Source organism: Pantoea sp. SYBGC1 (genome assembly GCF_057197005.1).
This window is the reverse complement of the sequence record NZ_JBXUNM010000008.1, coordinates 40,339-57,700: the sequence shown is the minus strand read 5'-3', so window position 1 is coordinate 57,700 and position 17,362 is coordinate 40,339. Positions and strand designations below refer to the sequence as shown.

23 protein-coding genes and 1 other RNA gene are annotated in these 17,362 nt (G+C 55.0%); 13 read left to right on the top strand and 11 right to left on the bottom strand.

From position 1 onward, the window contains the following. Positions 1–123: 123 nt before the first annotated feature. The 5 genes from rseC to trmN form a co-directional block, all read right to left on the bottom strand. Positions 124–588 (bottom strand): SoxR-reducing system protein RseC, encoded by a 465-nt coding sequence (gene rseC / locus AC2CF9_RS13785; RefSeq protein WP_150018139.1) that lies wholly within the window; start codon positions 586–588, stop codon positions 124–126. Then, positions 585–1,541 carry a sigma-E factor regulatory protein RseB gene (rseB, locus tag AC2CF9_RS13780; RefSeq protein ID WP_071667883.1) on the bottom strand — a complete coding sequence of 319 codons (957 nt, stop codon included), beginning with the start codon at positions 1,539–1,541 and terminating at the stop codon, positions 585–587. The genes rseC and rseB overlap by 4 nt, the downstream gene beginning before the upstream one ends. Next, positions 1,541–2,200, bottom strand: coding sequence for an anti-sigma-E factor RseA (gene rseA / locus AC2CF9_RS13775; protein WP_484557265.1), 660 nt, complete (start codon positions 2,198–2,200; stop codon positions 1,541–1,543). Before rseA ends, rseB begins: the two co-directional genes overlap by 1 nt. 30 nt (positions 2,201–2,230) lie before the next feature. Beyond that, positions 2,231–2,806 carry an RNA polymerase sigma factor RpoE gene (rpoE, locus tag AC2CF9_RS13770; RefSeq protein WP_039379714.1) on the bottom strand — a complete coding sequence of 192 codons (576 nt, stop codon included), beginning with the start codon at positions 2,804–2,806 and terminating at the stop codon, positions 2,231–2,233. 364 nt (positions 2,807–3,170) lie between these two features. Beyond that, a complete protein-coding gene (gene trmN, locus AC2CF9_RS13765) occupies positions 3,171–3,920 on the bottom strand; it encodes a tRNA(1)(Val) (adenine(37)-N(6))-methyltransferase TrmN (protein ID WP_484557264.1) in 750 nt (249 codons plus the stop codon). A gap of 136 nt (positions 3,921–4,056) precedes the next feature. Between trmN and srmB the strand changes: the two genes are divergently transcribed. Next, complete coding sequence (gene srmB, locus AC2CF9_RS13760; protein ID WP_150018137.1) at positions 4,057–5,385, top strand: ATP-dependent RNA helicase SrmB; 1,329 nt, start codon at positions 4,057–4,059, stop codon at positions 5,383–5,385. Between the two features lie 184 nt (positions 5,386–5,569). Here srmB and grcA read toward each other — a convergent pair whose 3' ends face one another. Further along, positions 5,570–5,953, bottom strand: a complete 384-nt coding sequence (grcA, locus tag AC2CF9_RS13755; RefSeq protein WP_484557263.1) for an autonomous glycyl radical cofactor GrcA — start codon at positions 5,951–5,953, stop codon at positions 5,570–5,572. 177 nt (positions 5,954–6,130) lie between these two features. Between grcA and ung the strand changes: the two genes are divergently transcribed. Beyond that, positions 6,131–6,808, top strand: coding sequence for a uracil-DNA glycosylase (gene ung, locus AC2CF9_RS13750; protein WP_094111711.1), 678 nt, complete (start codon positions 6,131–6,133; stop codon positions 6,806–6,808). Positions 6,809–6,855: 47 nt separating this feature from the next. On the opposite strand, the gene grpE is transcribed toward ung, so the two are convergent. Then, positions 6,856–7,434, bottom strand: a complete 579-nt coding sequence (grpE, locus tag AC2CF9_RS13745; RefSeq protein ID WP_484557262.1) for a nucleotide exchange factor GrpE — start codon at positions 7,432–7,434, stop codon at positions 6,856–6,858. 122 nt (positions 7,435–7,556) lie between these two features. Between grpE and nadK the strand changes: the two genes are divergently transcribed. The 3 genes from nadK to bamE all read left to right on the top strand — a co-directional run bounded on the left by nadK (position 7,557) and on the right by bamE (position 10,718). After that, positions 7,557–8,435, top strand: coding sequence for an NAD(+) kinase (gene nadK, locus AC2CF9_RS13740; protein WP_039379723.1), 879 nt, complete (start codon positions 7,557–7,559; stop codon positions 8,433–8,435). Positions 8,436–8,520: 85 nt separating this feature from the next. After that, positions 8,521–10,182 (top strand): DNA repair protein RecN, encoded by a 1,662-nt coding sequence (recN, locus tag AC2CF9_RS13735; RefSeq protein WP_484557261.1) that lies wholly within the window; start codon positions 8,521–8,523, stop codon positions 10,180–10,182. 185 nt (positions 10,183–10,367) lie between these two features. Next, a complete protein-coding gene (bamE, locus tag AC2CF9_RS13730) occupies positions 10,368–10,718 on the top strand; it encodes an outer membrane protein assembly factor BamE (protein WP_094111713.1) in 351 nt (116 codons plus the stop codon). A gap of 54 nt (positions 10,719–10,772) precedes the next feature. On the opposite strand, the gene AC2CF9_RS13725 is transcribed toward bamE, so the two are convergent. Next, entirely contained in the window at positions 10,773–11,063 is a 291-nt protein-coding gene (locus tag AC2CF9_RS13725; RefSeq protein ID WP_039379730.1) for an RnfH family protein, read from the bottom strand. Then, positions 11,056–11,490: a type II toxin-antitoxin system RatA family toxin gene (locus AC2CF9_RS13720; protein WP_039379733.1), complete on the bottom strand. Its 435-nt coding sequence runs from the start codon at positions 11,488–11,490 to the stop codon at positions 11,056–11,058. The genes AC2CF9_RS13725 and AC2CF9_RS13720 overlap by 8 nt, the downstream gene beginning before the upstream one ends. 160 nt (positions 11,491–11,650) lie before the next feature. On the opposite strand from AC2CF9_RS13720, the gene smpB reads away from it, so the two are divergent. The 3 genes from smpB (at position 11,651) to AC2CF9_RS13705 (ending at position 13,922) form a co-directional block, all read left to right on the top strand. Then, on the top strand, positions 11,651–12,133 hold the full coding sequence (smpB, locus tag AC2CF9_RS13715; RefSeq protein WP_065648644.1) for an SsrA-binding protein SmpB: 483 nt from the start codon (positions 11,651–11,653) through the stop codon (positions 12,131–12,133). A gap of 43 nt (positions 12,134–12,176) precedes the next feature. Further along, positions 12,177–12,539, top strand: a transfer-messenger RNA (tmRNA) gene (ssrA, locus tag AC2CF9_RS13710). Between the two features lie 192 nt (positions 12,540–12,731). After that, entirely contained in the window at positions 12,732–13,922 is a 1,191-nt protein-coding gene (locus AC2CF9_RS13705) for an integrase domain-containing protein (RefSeq protein ID WP_150018134.1), read from the top strand. Between the two features lie 294 nt (positions 13,923–14,216). Here the strand turns inward: AC2CF9_RS13705 and AC2CF9_RS13700 are convergent, their stop codons facing one another. Together AC2CF9_RS13700 and AC2CF9_RS13695 are read right to left on the bottom strand one after the other, a co-directional pair. Beyond that, complete coding sequence (locus AC2CF9_RS13700; protein ID WP_484557260.1) at positions 14,217–14,468, bottom strand: ogr/Delta-like zinc finger family protein; 252 nt, start codon at positions 14,466–14,468, stop codon at positions 14,217–14,219. After that, positions 14,465–15,181 carry a hypothetical protein gene (locus AC2CF9_RS13695; RefSeq protein WP_484557259.1) on the bottom strand — a complete coding sequence of 239 codons (717 nt, stop codon included), beginning with the start codon at positions 15,179–15,181 and terminating at the stop codon, positions 14,465–14,467. The genes AC2CF9_RS13700 and AC2CF9_RS13695 overlap by 4 nt, the downstream gene beginning before the upstream one ends. A gap of 533 nt (positions 15,182–15,714) precedes the next feature. On the opposite strand from AC2CF9_RS13695, the gene AC2CF9_RS13690 reads away from it, so the two are divergent. From AC2CF9_RS13690 to AC2CF9_RS13670, 5 genes are read left to right on the top strand one after another with little or no spacing between them, the layout of a single operon-like run. Continuing rightward, positions 15,715–15,972, top strand: coding sequence for a helix-turn-helix transcriptional regulator (locus tag AC2CF9_RS13690; protein ID WP_293002970.1), 258 nt, complete (start codon positions 15,715–15,717; stop codon positions 15,970–15,972). Beyond that, the gene (locus AC2CF9_RS13685) at positions 15,969–16,217 is read left to right on the top strand and encodes a hypothetical protein (RefSeq protein WP_484557258.1); all 249 of its coding nucleotides are present in this window, start codon (positions 15,969–15,971) and stop codon (positions 16,215–16,217) included. The genes AC2CF9_RS13690 and AC2CF9_RS13685 overlap by 4 nt, the downstream gene beginning before the upstream one ends. 13 nt (positions 16,218–16,230) lie before the next feature. Then, positions 16,231–16,758 (top strand): host cell division inhibitor Icd-like protein, encoded by a 528-nt coding sequence (locus AC2CF9_RS13680; protein WP_484557257.1) that lies wholly within the window; start codon positions 16,231–16,233, stop codon positions 16,756–16,758. Beyond that, entirely contained in the window at positions 16,755–17,021 is a 267-nt protein-coding gene (locus AC2CF9_RS13675) for a hypothetical protein (protein WP_484557256.1), read from the top strand. The genes AC2CF9_RS13680 and AC2CF9_RS13675 overlap by 4 nt, the downstream gene beginning before the upstream one ends. Continuing rightward, the gene (locus AC2CF9_RS13670; protein WP_285720155.1) at positions 17,008–17,349 is read left to right on the top strand and encodes a DUF5375 family protein; all 342 of its coding nucleotides are present in this window, start codon (positions 17,008–17,010) and stop codon (positions 17,347–17,349) included. The genes AC2CF9_RS13675 and AC2CF9_RS13670 overlap by 14 nt, the downstream gene beginning before the upstream one ends. Positions 17,350–17,362 lie beyond the last annotated feature (13 nt).

Genomic DNA, 17,362 nt, shown 5'->3' with positions numbered 1-17,362 from the left:
TAATGACGTCGCATATTACACTGTTAACGCCGCGCGTTAAAGAATGGAACCTGTGGGATTTGCAACAGAATTCAGCGGGTAAGCGGAAATGAAAAGGCCGCACAGCAGGCGGCCCAGGCGGCATCAGCTGACATCTTCAACCCGCAGCGCATCAGGCGGAAGCGCAACGCTGAGGATCACCGGCTGAAAGGCTTCGCGTCCGGCGTAGCGGGATGAGACGCCTTTGGCAATGATAAAGCCTCCCACGCCGCCAAGCAGCGCCCCGCAGGCGGCCGCAAGGTCGCTGTGAAACAGCATCTGGAATATACCAGCCACAGCAAACAAGCCAAACAGCGGCGTCATATAGACCAGCAGCGCTGAGCCGAGCAGGCTGCTTTCGCGAATGCCTAACTCAATGCGCTGACCCGGCTGTAGCGGCTCAGCGCTGGGAATGGTCATAACGTGGGCGTTCTTTGGCCCCAGCTTGTTGAGCGCATGGCTGCCGCAGCCTTTACGCGCTGAACAGCTGTTGCAGGAAGTTTTCGCTTCAGAATGCAGCGTGGCAATGCCATCCTGCCATGCCACCACGGTGGCCCACTCTCTCATCATTTTTTTGCCCCTGCATCAATAGCGCTGGCGATTCGTTTCGCGGTTGCAGGCGGTAATTCGCCCACCACGGTGATCTCCTGATTATCGCGCACAACGGTCTGCACCGTACGACGTCCCGTGCGCAATTGCTGAGGCACGCTATTTTTATCGGCAGGCGCTATGTTGATGGCAAAACTAAACAGCCCGTCGCTGTAGAGACGCGATTCAACGGTTTTGTTCATAGCGGGTATCGCGCGACGGCTTTGCGAAATCAGCTTCATGCCCGCCGGTATCCAGCCAGGCTGCCAGCTGAGTTCCACTTTGTCGCCCGCCGGCAGTGAGAGCGACGGCGGCAGATTGGCTTTCTCAAGCCCCTGCATCAGATTGCGCACGCCCTCATCGACGGCAAAGCTGATAACGCGGAACTGCTCCAGCGTTTCACCATCGCGATCCAGCAAGTCGATTCGCAGCGGCAGTTTGGTATCCACGTCCAGCCAGACTACATAGCTGTAGCGGGTACCGTCACGGGAGACGATACGCACAACTTCGCACATCTGGTCAGCCATACGCGACCGCCCTACCGGTACAAAGTCATACGCCTGACCGAGTCGGGAAAAATCAGCAAACATCAGCGAGGGCAGCGCGTCGATAATATGGTTGCCCGGCAGTGAAAACGGATCCAGCCCGGGTTCAAAATAGCTGATGTCGTTACCGCGCTGGATCACTTCACGGCGCGGACCATCCATCTGCAGCAGCTGCGCAAAGACGCGCTTGTCCACTACGGCGTGACGATAGCGCAGAGACTCAATGCCCAGTCGTGAGACATTAATATATGCAAATTCATAATTGAGATTTTGAGTCGCCTGCTCCATCTGCTGTAACAACGCCCCGGAAGACGACGTCTGTGCCGGGGCGGTTGATGTCCAGAGCAGGCTGCCGGCCATAAGGCTAACGGCGCACCAGAGCTGCTTCATTACTGCTGTTGAGTTCCTAACGACTGCGTTCCGGGAACGGTGGCCTGCGCCTGCTGCGGTACGCTGTTTTCAAACTGTACCTGATCGGCATGCAGACGACGCTGCAGTTCATAATCCTGCAGCATGGCGTTAACGCGACGCCGCTGATCCTGAACCTGCTGATTTGAACTGTTGCTCTCAAAGGCATCAGACGGTACGCCCAGGCTTACCGGTGACGCTTTACCCATCATTGGCAGCGTATTAAACGCCGGAGCATCTGAGGATTCTGCTGCCCCATCGGCAGAAGAGCCATTGTAGTGCTGCACGCCAACAATGACCGCCAGTGACACGCAGGCGGCGACGCCAATTTGCATGACTGATGCTACCCAGTTGCCGCCGCGACGCCAGAACGGCATTTTTTGCCAGCGTGCCGGTTCCGGCTGCGCTTCAGGGATCAGCGGTGTTGCCGCAGGGCGCAGCGGTTCGTTTTCAATGGCCGCGGCCACGCGGGCGGAGATATCAAAATGCAGCACTTCGCCTACATCCCCGCGCAGCGTATCGCGAATAAGATGGTAGCTCTCCCAGCTTTTCTGAAGTTCGACATCCTTTGACAACGAGGACAACAGCTCGCTGTCTAACGTTTCACCATCCATTAAAGCGGAAAGTTTTTCTTTCTGCATGCCTTGGTACCCTTTCAGTAGCCGTTATCACTAACGTTGGATAAGCGGTTGAACCTTGTTATCAATGGCTTCCCGGGCACGAAATATGCGCGATCGGACAGTACCAACCGGGCAATCCATAATGGCAGCGATCTCTTCATAGCTCAGGCCATCCAGCTCTCTGAGCGTGATAGCCATACGGAGATCTTCAGGAAGTGACTCAATTGTCCGAAAAACAATTTGTTTCAGTTCGTCAGACAACATTAAGTTCTCAGGGTTCGATATTTCTTTTAACGCGCCCGCACTTTCGAAGTTTTCTGCATCAATTGCATCTACGTCGCTGGAAGGCGGACGACGGCCCTGAGCCACCAGATAATTTTTTGCCGTGTTTACCGCGATGCGGTAAAGCCACGTGTAAAAAGCGCTATCCCCGCGGAACGACTCCAGCGCGCGATAGGCTTTGATAAATGATTCCTGTACCACATCGGGCACGTCACCCGAAGGGACATAGCGTGAAACCAGGCTCGCCACTTTATGCTGGTATCGGACCACCAGTAAGTTAAAGGACTTTTGATCTCCTTTCTGAACCCGCTCAACGAGAACCTGATCCGTTAACTGCTCGCTCATCCGAGGTAATGTCTCCCCAAAACTCTTTTATGCGTAAGTGGACTGCCAGCACATCTCATACCCGTGAGCAAGCATGCGCTTTGAGTTCTGTTCTGGCCTGAAGTTCACTACGACCTGTTTTTTTCATCGCGGCATTGCAACCCGTTATGACGCAGCGGCTGACCCGCTTTCAATGGCTTATGCAGTGCCGATCGGTGCTGGCAGAGTAGCGTAAGGCGATCTCTTTTTCATCTTTATTACTCTTCTTTTCAGCATAGCTGACGGCAGCGCGCAAAATTCGCTAAGTTGCAACACGATGCAGCAGGGATCCTGCGATCGTAATGGCAGATCGCGTCGGCGATTGCCGCGCTGTGCCGGAAAATAATCAGCGAAAAAGGTAGAAGTCTGTTACCAGGCTCAGCCAGTCAGCGGAGTAGCTTTTGTCTTCATTACGGACCGCCAGCCGCTCCTGTATCAGCTCACCGGCAGAAGGTGAAAAGCCCAGTACCAGCCGGTTAGGCGGCCGTTGTGCGTAAGGCGCGACGTCGTAGCGCAGCCGCAGATGCCAGCCATCGGCGCGGGCGAGCTGCACCAGCGCCTCGCCGCTATCCACCGGCAGCACCACGCAAAACAGCCCCTCTTCTTCGATAAGCTGTGCCGCGCACTGCAGCAGTGTGGCATGATCGAGCGTAGCAGTATTGCGTGCCGCGTCCCGTGCTGCGCTGGATGAGGCCATGCCGGGTACAAAAAAAGGCGGATTGCTGACGATCAGCGAGTAGCGCTTTTCGCACTGTTTACTCCAGTTAAGGATATCAGCATGATGCACGCTGATACGGGCGGCCCACGGCGACGCCTGCACATTTTCCTGCGCCTGCGCGGCGGCTTCGCTATCAAGCTCAACCGCATCCAGCGTGACCTGTTGCGACGTGCGCTGCGCCAGCATCAGGGCGATAAGCCCGCTACCGCAGCCAATATCCAGGATACGCCGCGCCCCGGCCACGGGCGCCCACGCCCCCAGCAGCACGCCATCCGTGCCAACCTTCATTGCACAGCGATCGTGTGCGACAAAAAATTGTTTAAACGTAAACCCATCTTTTCTTAATGTTGCCCGCGCTGGCGGCTGGTACTGAGACATGCTTTCGGCCATTGAATTGTTATCTGGCGAGAGTGTAACGTGGTCGCACAAGGAATTCATCTGCGCCTGATGAACACAAACAGATGAAGATTGCGGCCGATCTGTCTATAATCAGCGCCCCAAACTGAGGTAGAACATGACAGTAACCACATTCTCCGAACTCGAACTCGACGAAAGCCTGCTGGATGCCCTGCAGGAAAAAGGTTTCACGCGCCCGACGGCCATTCAGGCTGAAGCCATTCCTGCCGCGCTGGAAGGCCGTGACGTGTTAGGTTCGGCACCCACCGGAACGGGGAAAACCGCCGCCTATCTGCTGCCCGCATTACAGCACCTGCTGGACTTCCCGCGTAAGAAGTCGGGTCCGCCGCGTATCCTGATCCTCACCCCTACCCGCGAACTGGCGATGCAGGTGGCCGATCAGGCGCGTGAGCTGGCGAAGCACACCCATCTGGATATCGCCACCATCACCGGCGGCGTTGCCTACATGAACCACGCTGAAGTCTTCAGCGAAAATCAGGATATTGTGGTAGCGACCACCGGCCGCCTGCTGCAGTACATCAAAGAAGAGAACTTTGACTGCCGTGCGGTAGAAACACTGATTCTCGATGAGGCGGACCGCATGGTCGATATGGGCTTTGCCCAGGATATCGAGACCATCGCCGGTGAGACGCGCTGGCGCAAACAGACGCTGCTCTTCTCCGCCACGCTGGAAGGCGAGCACATCAAAGATTTTGCTGAACGCCTGCTCAACGATCCGGTCGCGATTGAAGCCGACCCGAGCAAAAGCGAACGCAAGCGCATTCAGCAGTGGTACTACCGCGCTGATAACCTTGAGCACAAAACCAAACTGCTGGTGCACCTGTTAAAGCAGCCGGAAGTGAAGCGTGCGATTGTGTTTGTGCGCAAGCGTGAACGTCTGCACGAGCTGGTAACCTGGATGCATGAGGCGGGCCTGCGCAGCAGCTACCTCGAGGGTGAGATGGTACAGGCGAACCGTAATGAAGCGATTAAACGCATCAACGACGGTCGCGTTAATGTGCTGGTTGCCACTGACGTTGCGGCGCGCGGTATCGATATTGATGACGTGACGCACGTGATCAACTTTGACCTGCCGCGTACGGCAGATACCTATCTGCACCGCATTGGCCGTACCGGCCGTGCCGGCCGCAAAGGGATCGCCATCTCGCTGGTAGAAGCGCACGATCACGTTCTGCTGGGTAAAATCAGCCGCTACGTGAATGAGCCGCTGAAATCGCGCGTGATTGATGAGCTGCGTCCTGAATCGCGTGCACCGAGTGCGAAAGTCACCGGAAAGCCGTCGAAAAAGGCGCTTGCCAAACGCAAAGAGAAAAAAGCGAAAGAAGACGAAAAACCGCGCGTGAAAAAACGCCATCGCGACACTAAAAACATCGGTAAACGTCGCAAGCCAAGCGGATCGACCACACCGGAATCCGGTGCGGAATAAAACGTCACCGCAGTAAAAAAAGCGCCTGAACTGGCGCTTTTTTTTTACTTTCAGCGGGCTTTACGTGCCACTGCCACGCAGGCCAGTGCGAACCCCGGTAAAATACGCCTTTCAAACAGCGCCTGCGTTCCAGGCCGCTTCCGCGCTGACCTGCAGCATGAGCAACTTTTCATCGCTGCTTCAGTTACAGGCTCCCTGTAAAGGTACGGGTGATGACATCGCGCTGCTGCTCGGGCGTCAGGGCGTTAAACCGCACGGCATAACCGGATACGCGAATGGTCAGCTGCGGATACTTTTCGGGATGCTTAACCGCATCCTCCAGCGTCTCCCGCTGCAGTACGTTGACGTTAAGGTGCTGTCCGCCCTCAACGCGCACCTGCGGCTTCTGCTCCAGGGGCACTTCACGGTACGCCATCTCGCCCAGCTCGCTCAGGGCAACAACCTGATCCTCCTCATAGAGGCCTCTGGCGCACAGACAGCGCGCCTGTCCCGCCTCTTCATCCAGCAGCCAGAATGAGTTCAGCAGCAGCGGGTTATGGGTTTGGGTAATTTGAATGCCGGTAATCATAGCGATCTCCAGAAAGGGGCGTTCGGTCTCTGAACGCCGTTGACAGATAGACAGGCTGGTATATCACCGGGGCGCTGCCAGCGCCTTGACCTGCATCAAGCTGAAACGGCGGGGTTAATCCTTCTGCTCCCGCGCTGAAGCAGCTAAGCTAAGGAAAACTATCGTCAGGAGTTAACCATGAGTGACAAGCTGACCTGGCACGATGTGCTGGCAGATGAAAAAGAGAAGCCCTATTTCAAAGAGACGCTGCAGGCGGTTGCGCAGCAGCGGGCAGCGGGCGTGACCGTTTATCCGCCACAGAAAGATGTGTTTAACGCGTTTAAACTGACAGAACTGGGCGATATCAAGGTGGTGATTTTGGGTCAGGATCCCTATCACGGACCCAATCAGGCGCATGGCCTGGCTTTTTCGGTGCTGCCTGGCGTGGCCATCCCGCCCTCTCTGCTTAATATGTACAAAGAGCTTGAACAGGATATCGACGGCTTTCAGCGCCCGCAGCACGGTTTTCTGGAGAGCTGGGCCACGCAGGGGGTAATGTTGCTGAATACGGTACTGACCGTTGAGGCGGGCAAAGCACACTCGCATGCGCGGCTTGGCTGGGAGACGTTTACTGACAGGGTGATTGATGCCATCAATACGCACCGTGAGGGCGTGGTTTTTCTGCTGTGGGGATCGCATGCGCAGAAGAAAGGCAGCATCATTGATGCGCAGCGTCACCATGTACTGAAAGCGCCCCACCCCTCTCCGCTCTCTGCACACCGCGGCTTTTTAGGCTGCCGGCACTTTTCGCAGACCAACGCGCTGCTCAGCAAGGCGGGAGAAACGCCGATCGACTGGACGCCGGTACTGCCCTGAAACAACAACGGCCGCGTCAGGGCGGCCGTTGTGATCTACTACTCTGCTCAGGCTTTGGCTTTAGAGACCGCCACCATGGCCGGACGCAGCAGGCGACCATTCAGGGTATAGCCACGCTGCATTACCATCAGCACATGGTTCGGCTCAACTTCATCCGATTCCATCATCGACATCGCCTGGTGCAGATCCGGGTTGAACGGCACGTGGGTGTCGCCCACCACTTCAACGCCAAACTTACGCACGGCGCCAAGCAGCGATTTCAGCGTCAGCTCGATGCCTTCAATCATTGAGGCGAGCCCGGTGTTCTCTTTATCAGCCACTTCCAGCGCGCGCTCCAGGCTATCAATCACTGGCAGCAGCTCGTTGGCAAATTTTTCCAGCGCAAATTTATGCGCTTTTTCGACGTCTATTTCTGCACGGCGACGGATGTTTTCAATTTCCGCCTGCGCACGCAGCTGCGCTTCGCGTACGCCACCCTGCGCCTGGGTCAGCTCCGCTTCCAGTTGCGCAATGCGCTCATCACGCGGATCCACCTCAGTTGCTGTCTCCGCGTCCGCCGGCTGTTGATCCTGTTGAATTTCGTCTGAGACTTGCTCGTTTGGGGTGTTCTGTTCTTTACTACTCATGAATTTCTCCGCGTTTTGCACATTCATTTCGCTGGTTGGCTTATTATGGGGATCGGTTTGACGGTTTCAAGTGAACCCATCACATTGCCAGGCCGTTTTGGCTTATGAGGAATACCCGCCACATGAACAAACACTTTAGCTGCATCGGGATCGTGGGTCATCCGCGCCATCCAACCGCGTTAACCACCCATGAGATGCTCTGGCGCTGGCTGACCGATAAAGGATACGAGGTGATTGTCGAACAGCAGATTGCGCGCGAGCTGAGTTTAACCGATGTCAAAACCGGCACGCTGGCGGAAATAGGACAGCAGGCCGATCTGGCCGTAGTGGTCGGCGGTGATGGCAATATGCTGGGCGCAGCCAGAGTGCTGGCCCGCTACGATATTAAAGTCATTGGCATTAACCGTGGCAATCTTGGCTTTCTGACCGATCTCGACCCGGATAATGCGCAGCAGCAACTGGATGATGTCCTGCAGGGCGACTATTTTGTCGAGAGCCGCTTTCTGCTTGAGGCGCAGGTCTGCCGCGATACCTGCTCACCGCGCATTGGCAGCGCCATCAATGAAGTGGTGCTCCATCCGGGAAAAGTGGCGCACATGATTGAGTTTGAAGTCTATATCGACGAAGTATTCGCCTTTTCTCAGCGTTCCGATGGCCTGATTATCTCTACCCCCACCGGCTCCACCGCCTACTCGCTCTCCGCAGGCGGGCCTATCCTTACCCCTTCGCTTGATGCCATTGTGCTGGTGCCGATGTTCCCGCACACGCTGTCGTCGCGCCCGCTGGTCATCAACAGCAACAGTACCATTCGCTTGCGTTTCTCCTCGCTGCGCAGCGATCTGGAGATCAGCTGCGACAGCCAGATTGCCCTGCCGATTCAGGAGGGTGAAGATGTGCTGATCCGGCGCAGCAGCAGCCACCTTAATCTTATCCATCCTAAAAACTATAACTACTTCAATACATTAAGCTCAAAACTCGGCTGGTCGAAAAAATTGTTCTAGAAATCAGTGCTGGCTACTTTACTGGTTAAAAAACCAGTTTATACTGTACGAAAAACCATATCTGTTTTTCTATACAGGTGATTGTATGCTGGCACAACTGACCATCAGTAACTTCGCAATCGTTCGTGAGCTTGAGATCGACTTTCATCGCGGTATGACAGCGATCACCGGTGAGACCGGCGCAGGTAAATCTATTGCCATTGATGCGCTGGGCCTCTGCCTCGGCGGACGGGCGGAAGCGGATATGGTGCGTCAGGGCGCAAGCCGGGCTGATATCTGTGCCCGCTTTCAGCTGAAATCATCGCCGTCAGCGCAGCGCTGGCTGGTCGATAATCAGCTGGATGACGGTAATGAGTGCCTGCTGCGTCGCGTTATCAGCGCGGATGGCCGCTCGCGCGGCTTCATCAACGGCACGGCCGTACCGCTCTCTCAGCTGCGCGAGCTGGGCCAGCTGCTGATTCAGATCCACGGTCAGCACGCGCATCAGCTGCTGCTGAAAACCGATCACCAGAAGCATCTGCTCGATGCTTACGCGGCGCATGACGGGCTGCTGACGGAGATGCGTCAGCACTACCAGCGCTGGCATCACAGCTGCCGTGTGCTGGCGCAGCATCAGCAGCAGTCGCAGGAGCGTGAAGCGCGCCGTGAGCTGCTGCAGTATCAGCTGAAAGAGCTGAACGAGTTTGCTCCGCAGGCGGGTGAATATGAGCAGATTGATGAAGAGTACAAGCGTCTCGCTAACAGCGGACAGCTGCTCTCTACCAGCCAGCAGGCGCTGCATATCCTTGCCGACGGTGAAGATACCAACCTGCAGAGCCTGCTCTACAGCGCCCGCAACATGCTCAGCGAACTGGTCTCTCTGGATGATAAAGTCAGCGGCGTATTTAACCTGCTGGAAGAAGCGGCGATTCAGCTGAGCGAAGCCAGCGACGAACTGCGTCACTACTGCGAACGTCTCGATCTTGACCCTAATCGACTTTACGAGCTGGAGCAGCGGCTGTCGCGGCAGATTGCGCTGGCGCGCAAGCATCACGTTGCCCCTGAAGCGCTGCCAGCTCTGCATCAGCAGCTGCTGGAAGAGGCGGAGCTGCTGTCGCAGCAGGAGAGCGATCAGGAGAGCCTGCAGCACGACGTGGTGATACATCACAAAGCCGCTATTACCTGCGCTGAAACGCTGCATCATCAGCGCGAAAAATCCGCTCAGGAGCTGTGCGATCTCATTACGCAAAGCATGCGTATCCTGGCGATGCCGCACGGGCAGTTTGCGATTGTGCTGGAGTTTAATCCCGATCAGCTGACGGCCGAAGGTGCCAGCCGCATCGATTTCCGGGTGACAACTAACCCTGGCCAGCCGCTGCAGCCGCTCGGTAAAGTCGCCTCAGGCGGTGAGCTGTCGCGTATCGCGCTCGCTATTCAGGTGATCACCGCGCAGAAGATGGAAACCCCGGCCATGATTTTCGACGAAGTGGATGTCGGTATCAGCGGGCCTACTGCTGCTGTCGTAGGCAAGATGCTGCGTCAGCTGGGTGAGTCAACGCAGGTCATGTGTGTGACGCACCTGCCGCAGGTTGCAGGCTGCGGCCATCAGCACTTCTTTGTCAGCAAAGAGACCGACGGTGCGATGACAGAAACGCATATGCAGCCGCTGGATAAGCGGTCACGTCTGCAGGAGCTGGCACGTCTGCTGGGCGGCAGCGAAGTCACGCGTAATACGCTGGCGAACGCCAAAGAACTTTTAGCAGCCTGAGACCGCACTTTTTTCCGGCCTGATGGTCATATGCATGCTCTGTAGAGGTTCCCAACCGGGAAAAGGTCTATTATCATCGGCGGTGATATCGCCATAATAAAAGCCTGCCGCGTGCAGAGTTCAGAATGTAATGGCAACAAAACTGCCTGCTGAAAGGCGTTTGGCCCGAAAAAAGGAATGTACAGATGCGCTTTAAGACGCTGACTGCTGCGGCAGTGGTAATGTTGATGACAACCGCCGGATGCTCCACGCTGGAGCGCGTTGTCTATCGTCCGGATATTAATCAGGGGAATTACCTGGCCGCTAACGATGTCGCCAAGATCCACACCGGCATGACGCAGCAGCAGGTAGCCTATACGCTGGGCACCCCGATGATGCACGATCCCTTTGGCAGCAACGTCTGGTATTACATTTTCCGCCAGGAGCCCGGTCACGAGCGCGTGAAGCAGCAGACGCTGACGCTGACGTTTGATCGCAGCGGAGTCCTGACGAATATTGATAACAAGCCGCGGCTCGCGGGTCAGAAAAACAGTTAAGCTGACGACAGCAAAAAAGGCGCCCCGGGCGCCTTTTTTAATGCTTAACGTCAGCTATTTCTTTGTGGCGGCACGCTCAGCACGCTGGCGGCGCAGCTCTTTCGGATCGGCAATCAGCGGCCGGTAGATCTCAACCCGATCGCCCTCTTCAACCGTATCACCGAGCTTAACCGGCCGGCTGAAAATCCCGGTTTTATTCTGCGCCAGATCGATATCCCGGCGCAGCTGCAGCAGGCCCGATGCCTCTATCGCCTGCTCTACCGTAGCGCCCTGCTCCAGCGTAACCTCGCGCAGATACTGCTTATCCGGAAGTGCATAAACCACCTCCACGCGGATCTTAGTCACGATAGACCTCTTTGGCACGCTGGGTAAACGCCTGCACCATGCTGTTTGCCAGCTCTTTAAACACGCGCCCGAATGCCATCTCAACCAGCATATTGGTGAACTCAAAGTCGAGGCTCAGCTCAACCTTGCAGGCGTCATCACCCAGCGAGATAAATTTCCAGCCGCCGGTCAGCTTACGGAACGGGCCATCAACCAGCTGCATGTGAATGCTCTGGTTGTCAGTCAGCGTATTGCGCGTGGTGAAGGTTTTACTGATGCCCGCTTTTGAGACATCGACCGCAGCGGTCATCTGATGACCGCTGTTATCCAGCACGCGACTGCCGGTGCAGCCGGGAAGAAATTCAGGATAGGCATCCACGTCATTCACAAGCTGGTACATCTGTGCAGCGCTATAGGGAACCAGCGCTGAGCGGCTAATCTGAGCCATAAGGGTTCCTGTTGGTCACAAAACCGTTGAATTATACCATTTTAGGCTATTAAACAAAAATTCATGCTTTTGCCAGCTGTGCTAAAATAGGATGTTTTTTACCGCCCCGCAGGACATGGGGATGCGCCCACAAACTGAGTAATGTAGACTACGCCGCACTATGACAAAGAAAAAAGCTCACAAACCCGGTTCAGCCACTATTGCCCTCAACAAACGCGCGCGCCACGAATACTTCGTCGAAGAGGAGTTCGAAGCGGGTCTGTCGTTACAGGGATGGGAAGTTAAAGCACTGCGCGCCGGTAAAGCCAATATCAGCGAAAGCTATATCATGCTGCGCGACGGCGAAGCGTTTCTGTTTGGCGCCACGTTCCAGCCGCTGATCGGTGCCTCAACGCACGTGGTATGCGACCCTACGCGCACCCGCAAACTGCTGCTGAAAGAGCGCGAGCTCGCTTCGCTGTTTGGCAGCGTTAACCGCGACGGTTACACCATCATACCGCTTTCGCTCTACTGGAAGAACGCCTGGGCCAAGCTCAAAATCGGCGTCGCACGCGGTAAGAAAGAGCACGATAAGCGCTCTGATATCAAAGATCGCGAGTGGAAGATGGATAAAGCACGAATTATGAAGAGCGCCAGCCGTTAAGCACTGGATTCTTTTATAGATTTGCGCTACAGTTTTAGAACTTGGGGCTGATTCTGGATTCGACGGGATTCGCGAAACCCAAGGTGCATGCCGAGGGGCGGTTTGCCTCGTAAAAAGCCGCAAAAAAATAGTCGCAAACGACGAAAACTACGCACTAGCAGCTTAATAACCTGCTTAGAGCCCTCTCTCCCTAGCCTCCGCTCTTAGGACGGGGATCAAGAGAGGTCAAACCCAAAAGAGATCGCGTGGATGCCCTGCCTGGGGTTGAAGCGTTAAAACTAATCAGGCTAGTCTGTCAGTGGCGTGTCTGTCCGCAGCTGCCAGGCGAATGTAAAGACCGACTAAGCATGTAGTACCGACGGTGTAGTAATTTCGGACGCGGGTTCAACTCCCGCCAGCTCCACCAAAATTCTTCAAAGATGGTTCCAGAGCCATCCGTAGAAGTCCTGAAAGCCCGCACGGCACAAGCCTTGCGGGCTTTTTTGTGTCTGTAGACTTCCGACACGATCCGCCTGAATCCAGTGAAAATTGGTACACGAATTGGTACACGTTATAAGATGTACCAAAATCGTGTACCAATTATGGATGGAAACCAGTCATGGCGCGGATGACACGCCCACTTACCAATAATGAAATCCTCAAAGCTAAGCCTCAAGAGAAAGACTTCACGCTGCACGATGGCGACGGACTTTTCCTGCTCGTCAAAACTTCGGGTAAAAAGCTGTGGCGTTTCCGCTACCAGCGACCAAATAGTAGTAGTCGCACAAATCTGAGCCTAGGCTCTTACCCCGCCCTGACGCTGGCTGTCGCACGCCAAATGCGTGACCAATATCTGTCGCTGCTTGCGCAGGGGATCGATCCGCAGAAGCAGCAAGAAGAAGTATCAGAACAACGACAAATCGAACTGGATAGCATTTTTTCAGTTGTAGCCGGAAGATGGTTCCAGCTCAAAAGCAAAAGCGTCACCGAGGATTACGCAAAGGATATTTGGCGATCGCTGGAGAAGGACATCTTCCCTATGATTGGTGAGATTCCTGTTCAGGCACTCAAGGCTAGAACGATCGTTGAAGCATTGGAGCCGATTAAAGCTCGCGGCGCACTGGAAACTGTTCGCCGGTTAGTGCAGCGCATTAACGAGATCATGATTTTTGCAGTCAACACAGGGTTGATTGACGCGAATCCTGCTTCGGGCGTTGGTATGGCTTTCGAAAGGCCAAAAAAACAGAACATGCCAACATTACGACCGGAAGAACTGCCAAAGCTAATGCGCTCATTAGTTATGTCCAATCTCTCAATCACGACTCGCTGTTTAATTGAGTGGCAGCTTCTTACCCTTGTGCGGCCTTCAGAAGCCTCTGGAACGAAGTGGGCAGAGATCGACTTCGATTTAAACCTTTGGGTTATTCCAGCGGAGCGCATGAAGGCCAAGCGCGAACATGTCGTTCCTTTATCGAAACAAGCTCTCGATATTCTTGAGGTTATGCGGCCTCTAAGCGCCAACCGCCAATATGTTTTTCCAAGCCGAAACGATCCCAAACAGCCAATGAATAGCCAAACTGCGAATGCTGCATTAAAGCGAATAGGTTATGGCGGTAAGTTGGTTGCTCATGGTCTGCGTTCCATAGCGAGCACAGCACTTAATGAAGCCAGTTTTAATCCTGATGTTATCGAGTCAGCACTTGCACATAGCGATAAAAACGAAGTGAGGAGAGCCTACAACCGTTCAACTTATCTTGAGCAACGTAAAGACATGATGAGTTGGTGGGGCACTTTTACCTATAAAAGTTAGCTCACCCTTTAGGGCAACCATGTAGGTAGTAATTTTTGAAACTTCGGCCAGCGCGCAATGCTATCCCCCCCTCGCCTGCCCGCTTTATGCATCGCTTTTCATGCAGGTGCATGATGCGGGCAGGGTCGCGTCCGGTATGGCCTGAACATGGGAAAATGGTGCTTTGTTTTGCATGCAAATTCATGCACGTTATGCATGCAGGGCTTTTTAAAAAGCTGCTGGCCAGAAAAAGGGTTTCAGAAAGACGTAGTACAGACATAAAAAAGCCGCTGGTAGTGCAGCGGCCGTGCGGGATTAATGAACCTGGCGAAATGCTGAGCCGTAACGGCCCAGCGTCTGACGTTCTCTTATTGGTTCCGGTGGTGCTTCCGGTACGGTTTCCGGCTGTGGCGGTGCGGTGATCACCTTTGTTATGCTCTCATTCGTTTTGAAAGTACAGGAGCAGTCCAGGTTAGTGCACTGGTGATAACGCTCTTTCACCTGTTCGGACATATAGCGGCTCGACTTGGTATGTGCCGCACTTTTGCAGTAAGGACAGTGCATCATTTCTGGCTGCCCTCCTGAAGTTTTGTACGCTGCGCGCGGATTGATTCAGCCAGCTTCTGACGGCGCAGAGGGCTAGTATAAAGCTCCATATCAATCCCCGTCAGGGCCGGGCGGTGCAGACCGATATTCTCCAGCAGTGGTGCCTCTATCAGCACACTGTCCGGCAGAGCCGCAGCCGCCCGCGTCAGTGCTTCACCAACCAGATAAGCTACGTCATTAATCCGGTCACGGTCTTCACCGGCAAATGTCGGTGAAAGCTCTTCACGACGGAGACGCAGCTTAATGGCCCACAGCAGCGACGGACTCACGTTACGCAGGGCCGACTGCCAGTGTACATCTGCGAATCCGGTAAACGCCTTCCGGTGTGATTCAACGTATTCTTTTCCACTACCGCAGCACTTCAGCATCGCCTCCTGCTTATCCAGCGCCAGTTCTTTGAGCAGTCCGCCGAACTCGTCAGCCAGTTCCCGGCTGGCGATGCGCTGAGAATGTTCGGCGCGCAGCTCGTTAGTGAGATTGCCTCGCAGGTTACGGAAGCGCGTGCGCCAGTTGCTTTCGGCTTCTTTCCCTGCCTGGATGGCCGTCTGCTGCTCTCTTTCACAGCGGACGATATCGGCGCAGATGCCGTTGTAGGCTTTCATTCTTTCGGTATGTTCAGTGCGGGCTTTCTCGAAGCATTCCAGTGAAGCGGGTTTCTGTTCCGGGGTGGTCATGGTGGTCTCTCATCGTCTGTAAAGGATGAGGCCATTCTGTCGTGTACCACAGGACAGCGCATTTCATTGCTTTTCGCCTGTCGATGAGCAGACAAGAGCACAACCGGTGTGAGATAGCCCCTTGAGAGATTATGTTTCTTATATAACTGTTCACTGGTATTCACTGAGATAAAAAATACAATAAATACAGTAACTAATGCAGTGAACACTTTGAAATCTAGTCTTCACTTAGTATTCACCAGTGTTCACCTTCGCTCAGTAATAATTTTTTTTCTGGCAAGCGTTATTCAACGTTATTTCCTTTTAATGATGGAATTTTGATAGTTGCACCCCTCTTTAATTTTTACTGCCTGCACTTCACTGCATCACACTGCACCAAATTGAACAAACTGATTATTTTTCAGGCTAACCTGACTGGTCATAAGCCAAAACAGGGTTGTTTACACAGCAAAAAATATTCTCAAAATAGGGGGTTACCTGAAGACACTACCGTAACCGGACAGCACCGGCCGGACTCATAATGAGGTAACACCATGCACGCAGTTTCATCTGTACCGGCACCCGCCATCCCAGTAACCCGCGATACCGTTTATCCACGTGATCGCTTTATGCGTCTGCCGGAAGTCATCAGCACCTGCGGTCTGTCACGCTCGACCATTTACGACTTAATCAGCCGGGAGCAGTTCCCATCGCAGATTTCACTTGGAGGTAAAAACGTCGCCTGGCTGGCGTCAGAGATTGACGGCTGGATGCAGGCCCGCATCGCGCAGCGTGCCGGAGGTGCAGCATGATTACGCTGAATTTTGGCACGAAAACTCACCCCCTCACCCGCGAAGAAGCCGCCTTTGTCGCGGAAAGCCTGACGGCAGCGGTGAGCGGAAAACCCGCCACGGCAACGGCCTTTACCAGCGGGATGCAAGGTCATATTTCCGTGCTGAGTCAGAAAGCGAAGCCTGCAAAGCGAAGCGCAAAGAAAGAGGACGGTGAATTCCGATCAAATCCGCCGCAATCCGATCACGTCCTGACCGGTTGTTGAGGAAAACGTCCCGATGAGTGAAAAAAGGCTTTTCTCTGGCGAACGGCCGTTATACAGTTTTCGTGCTGCCGCAAAATCGGCAGCCGGGATTTGCAGCCCGTGTAACTCAATGGCGACACAACACGCGCCAGGCGTGTTTTTTTGTGTCATTGCTCTGGCTTACCCATTTTTCAGGCTGTGGTTCTTAGACCGCAGCCGCTGTCAAATAATGGTGGCCCGGGCGGGGCAGCTTTCGGGCTGGCCGGTATCCATTGAGGCCGGTACTGCAAACCCCGTTCGGGCCACCACCCATGAGATTTGCAGCTCCGGTGGTGGCGTTAACCGCTACTCAATGGAGATTGTCCTCATGACAACGGCCCTTACTGCCGCTCACCCCGAATTCACCTTTATTTTTGCCGCCGTGCGCCGCGCTGATGCCGCCGCCCGTCCCTGCATGCTGCGCACCACTGCCGAAACCGAAACTGCCGCCCGCCGCCTGCTGGCCCGCGATTACGTACTGTCCTTTGCCGGTCGCCTGCCGGTTAAGGCGGTGGCGGCATGAACACCCTTTCCCGGCAGCTGAATAACCATGAAACCTACCCCATTCCCCATGCTGACTATCTGCGCCTGCTGCACGCGCATACGGTCGGCGTGACCGTGCTCGATATGTTTGACTCGTTGAACTGCCTGAGCGCGCGCGGCTGCGTGCCGGACGGCGCGGCGCTGGCCTCGGTCGTTGCCCTGCTCACCGACCAGCTCGGTAAAGTTGTTGAAACCTGTGAATCCCGCATGTTAGCCACGGAGGCCCGCCATGATGACCGTTAATCACTCCTGCCTGCCCGTTGAGGTACGCACCGCCGTTTACCGCCGCGCGCTGGCGCAGGGCTATCTGAATGCCTGCAAAAACCTCGGCATCACCGTGTCAGCGACGCTCGATGAGCTTCAGATGACCATTGCCCTTGAGCTGGAAGGCTTCTATGTGCGCCGCCACGGCCCGGATGCAGGCATGGAGATGGCCTGCACCATGCTGGGCGATATGGTTGAGCCGGACCTGCTGACCGCACCGCCGCGCCTGACGCAGCTCGGCGTCACCATGATGGATGAACTTTTCCGCAGCCAGCTTGCAGCCGCCAGCCGCATCACGCTGCACTGAGGGAGAACATGCA

Bases quoted from the DNA above. Each gene is read 5' to 3' on its own strand.
- rseC (WP_150018139.1), bottom strand. From the start codon at position 588: ATGATGAGAGAGTGGGCCACCGTGGTGGCATGGCAGGATGGCATTGCC.
- rseB (WP_071667883.1), bottom strand. From the start codon at position 1,541: ATGAAGCAGCTCTGGTGCGCCGTTAGCCTTATGGCCGGCAGCCTGCTC.
- rseA (WP_484557265.1), bottom strand. From the start codon at position 2,200: ATGCAGAAAGAAAAACTTTCCGCTTTAATGGATGGTGAAACGTTAGAC.
- rpoE (WP_039379714.1), bottom strand. From the start codon at position 2,806: ATGAGCGAGCAGTTAACGGATCAGGTTCTCGTTGAGCGGGTTCAGAAA.
- trmN (WP_484557264.1), bottom strand. From the start codon at position 3,920: ATGTCTCAGTACCAGCCGCCAGCGCGGGCAACATTAAGAAAAGATGGG.
- srmB (WP_150018137.1), top strand. From the start codon at position 4,057: ATGACAGTAACCACATTCTCCGAACTCGAACTCGACGAAAGCCTGCTG.
- grcA (WP_484557263.1), bottom strand. From the start codon at position 5,953: ATGATTACCGGCATTCAAATTACCCAAACCCATAACCCGCTGCTGCTG.
- ung (WP_094111711.1), top strand. From the start codon at position 6,131: ATGAGTGACAAGCTGACCTGGCACGATGTGCTGGCAGATGAAAAAGAG.
- grpE (WP_484557262.1), bottom strand. From the start codon at position 7,434: ATGAGTAGTAAAGAACAGAACACCCCAAACGAGCAAGTCTCAGACGAA.
- nadK (WP_039379723.1), top strand. From the start codon at position 7,557: ATGAACAAACACTTTAGCTGCATCGGGATCGTGGGTCATCCGCGCCAT.
- recN (WP_484557261.1), top strand. From the start codon at position 8,521: ATGCTGGCACAACTGACCATCAGTAACTTCGCAATCGTTCGTGAGCTT.
- bamE (WP_094111713.1), top strand. From the start codon at position 10,368: ATGCGCTTTAAGACGCTGACTGCTGCGGCAGTGGTAATGTTGATGACA.
- AC2CF9_RS13720 (WP_039379733.1), bottom strand. From the start codon at position 11,490: ATGGCTCAGATTAGCCGCTCAGCGCTGGTTCCCTATAGCGCTGCACAG.
- smpB (WP_065648644.1), top strand. From the start codon at position 11,651: ATGACAAAGAAAAAAGCTCACAAACCCGGTTCAGCCACTATTGCCCTC.
- AC2CF9_RS13705 (WP_150018134.1), top strand. From the start codon at position 12,732: ATGGCGCGGATGACACGCCCACTTACCAATAATGAAATCCTCAAAGCT.
- AC2CF9_RS13700 (WP_484557260.1), bottom strand. From the start codon at position 14,468: ATGATGCACTGTCCTTACTGCAAAAGTGCGGCACATACCAAGTCGAGC.
- AC2CF9_RS13695 (WP_484557259.1), bottom strand. From the start codon at position 15,181: ATGACCACCCCGGAACAGAAACCCGCTTCACTGGAATGCTTCGAGAAA.
- AC2CF9_RS13690 (WP_293002970.1), top strand. From the start codon at position 15,715: ATGCACGCAGTTTCATCTGTACCGGCACCCGCCATCCCAGTAACCCGC.
- AC2CF9_RS13685 (WP_484557258.1), top strand. From the start codon at position 15,969: ATGATTACGCTGAATTTTGGCACGAAAACTCACCCCCTCACCCGCGAA.
- AC2CF9_RS13680 (WP_484557257.1), top strand. From the start codon at position 16,231: ATGAGTGAAAAAAGGCTTTTCTCTGGCGAACGGCCGTTATACAGTTTT.
- AC2CF9_RS13675 (WP_484557256.1), top strand. From the start codon at position 16,755: ATGAACACCCTTTCCCGGCAGCTGAATAACCATGAAACCTACCCCATT.
- AC2CF9_RS13670 (WP_285720155.1), top strand. From the start codon at position 17,008: ATGATGACCGTTAATCACTCCTGCCTGCCCGTTGAGGTACGCACCGCC.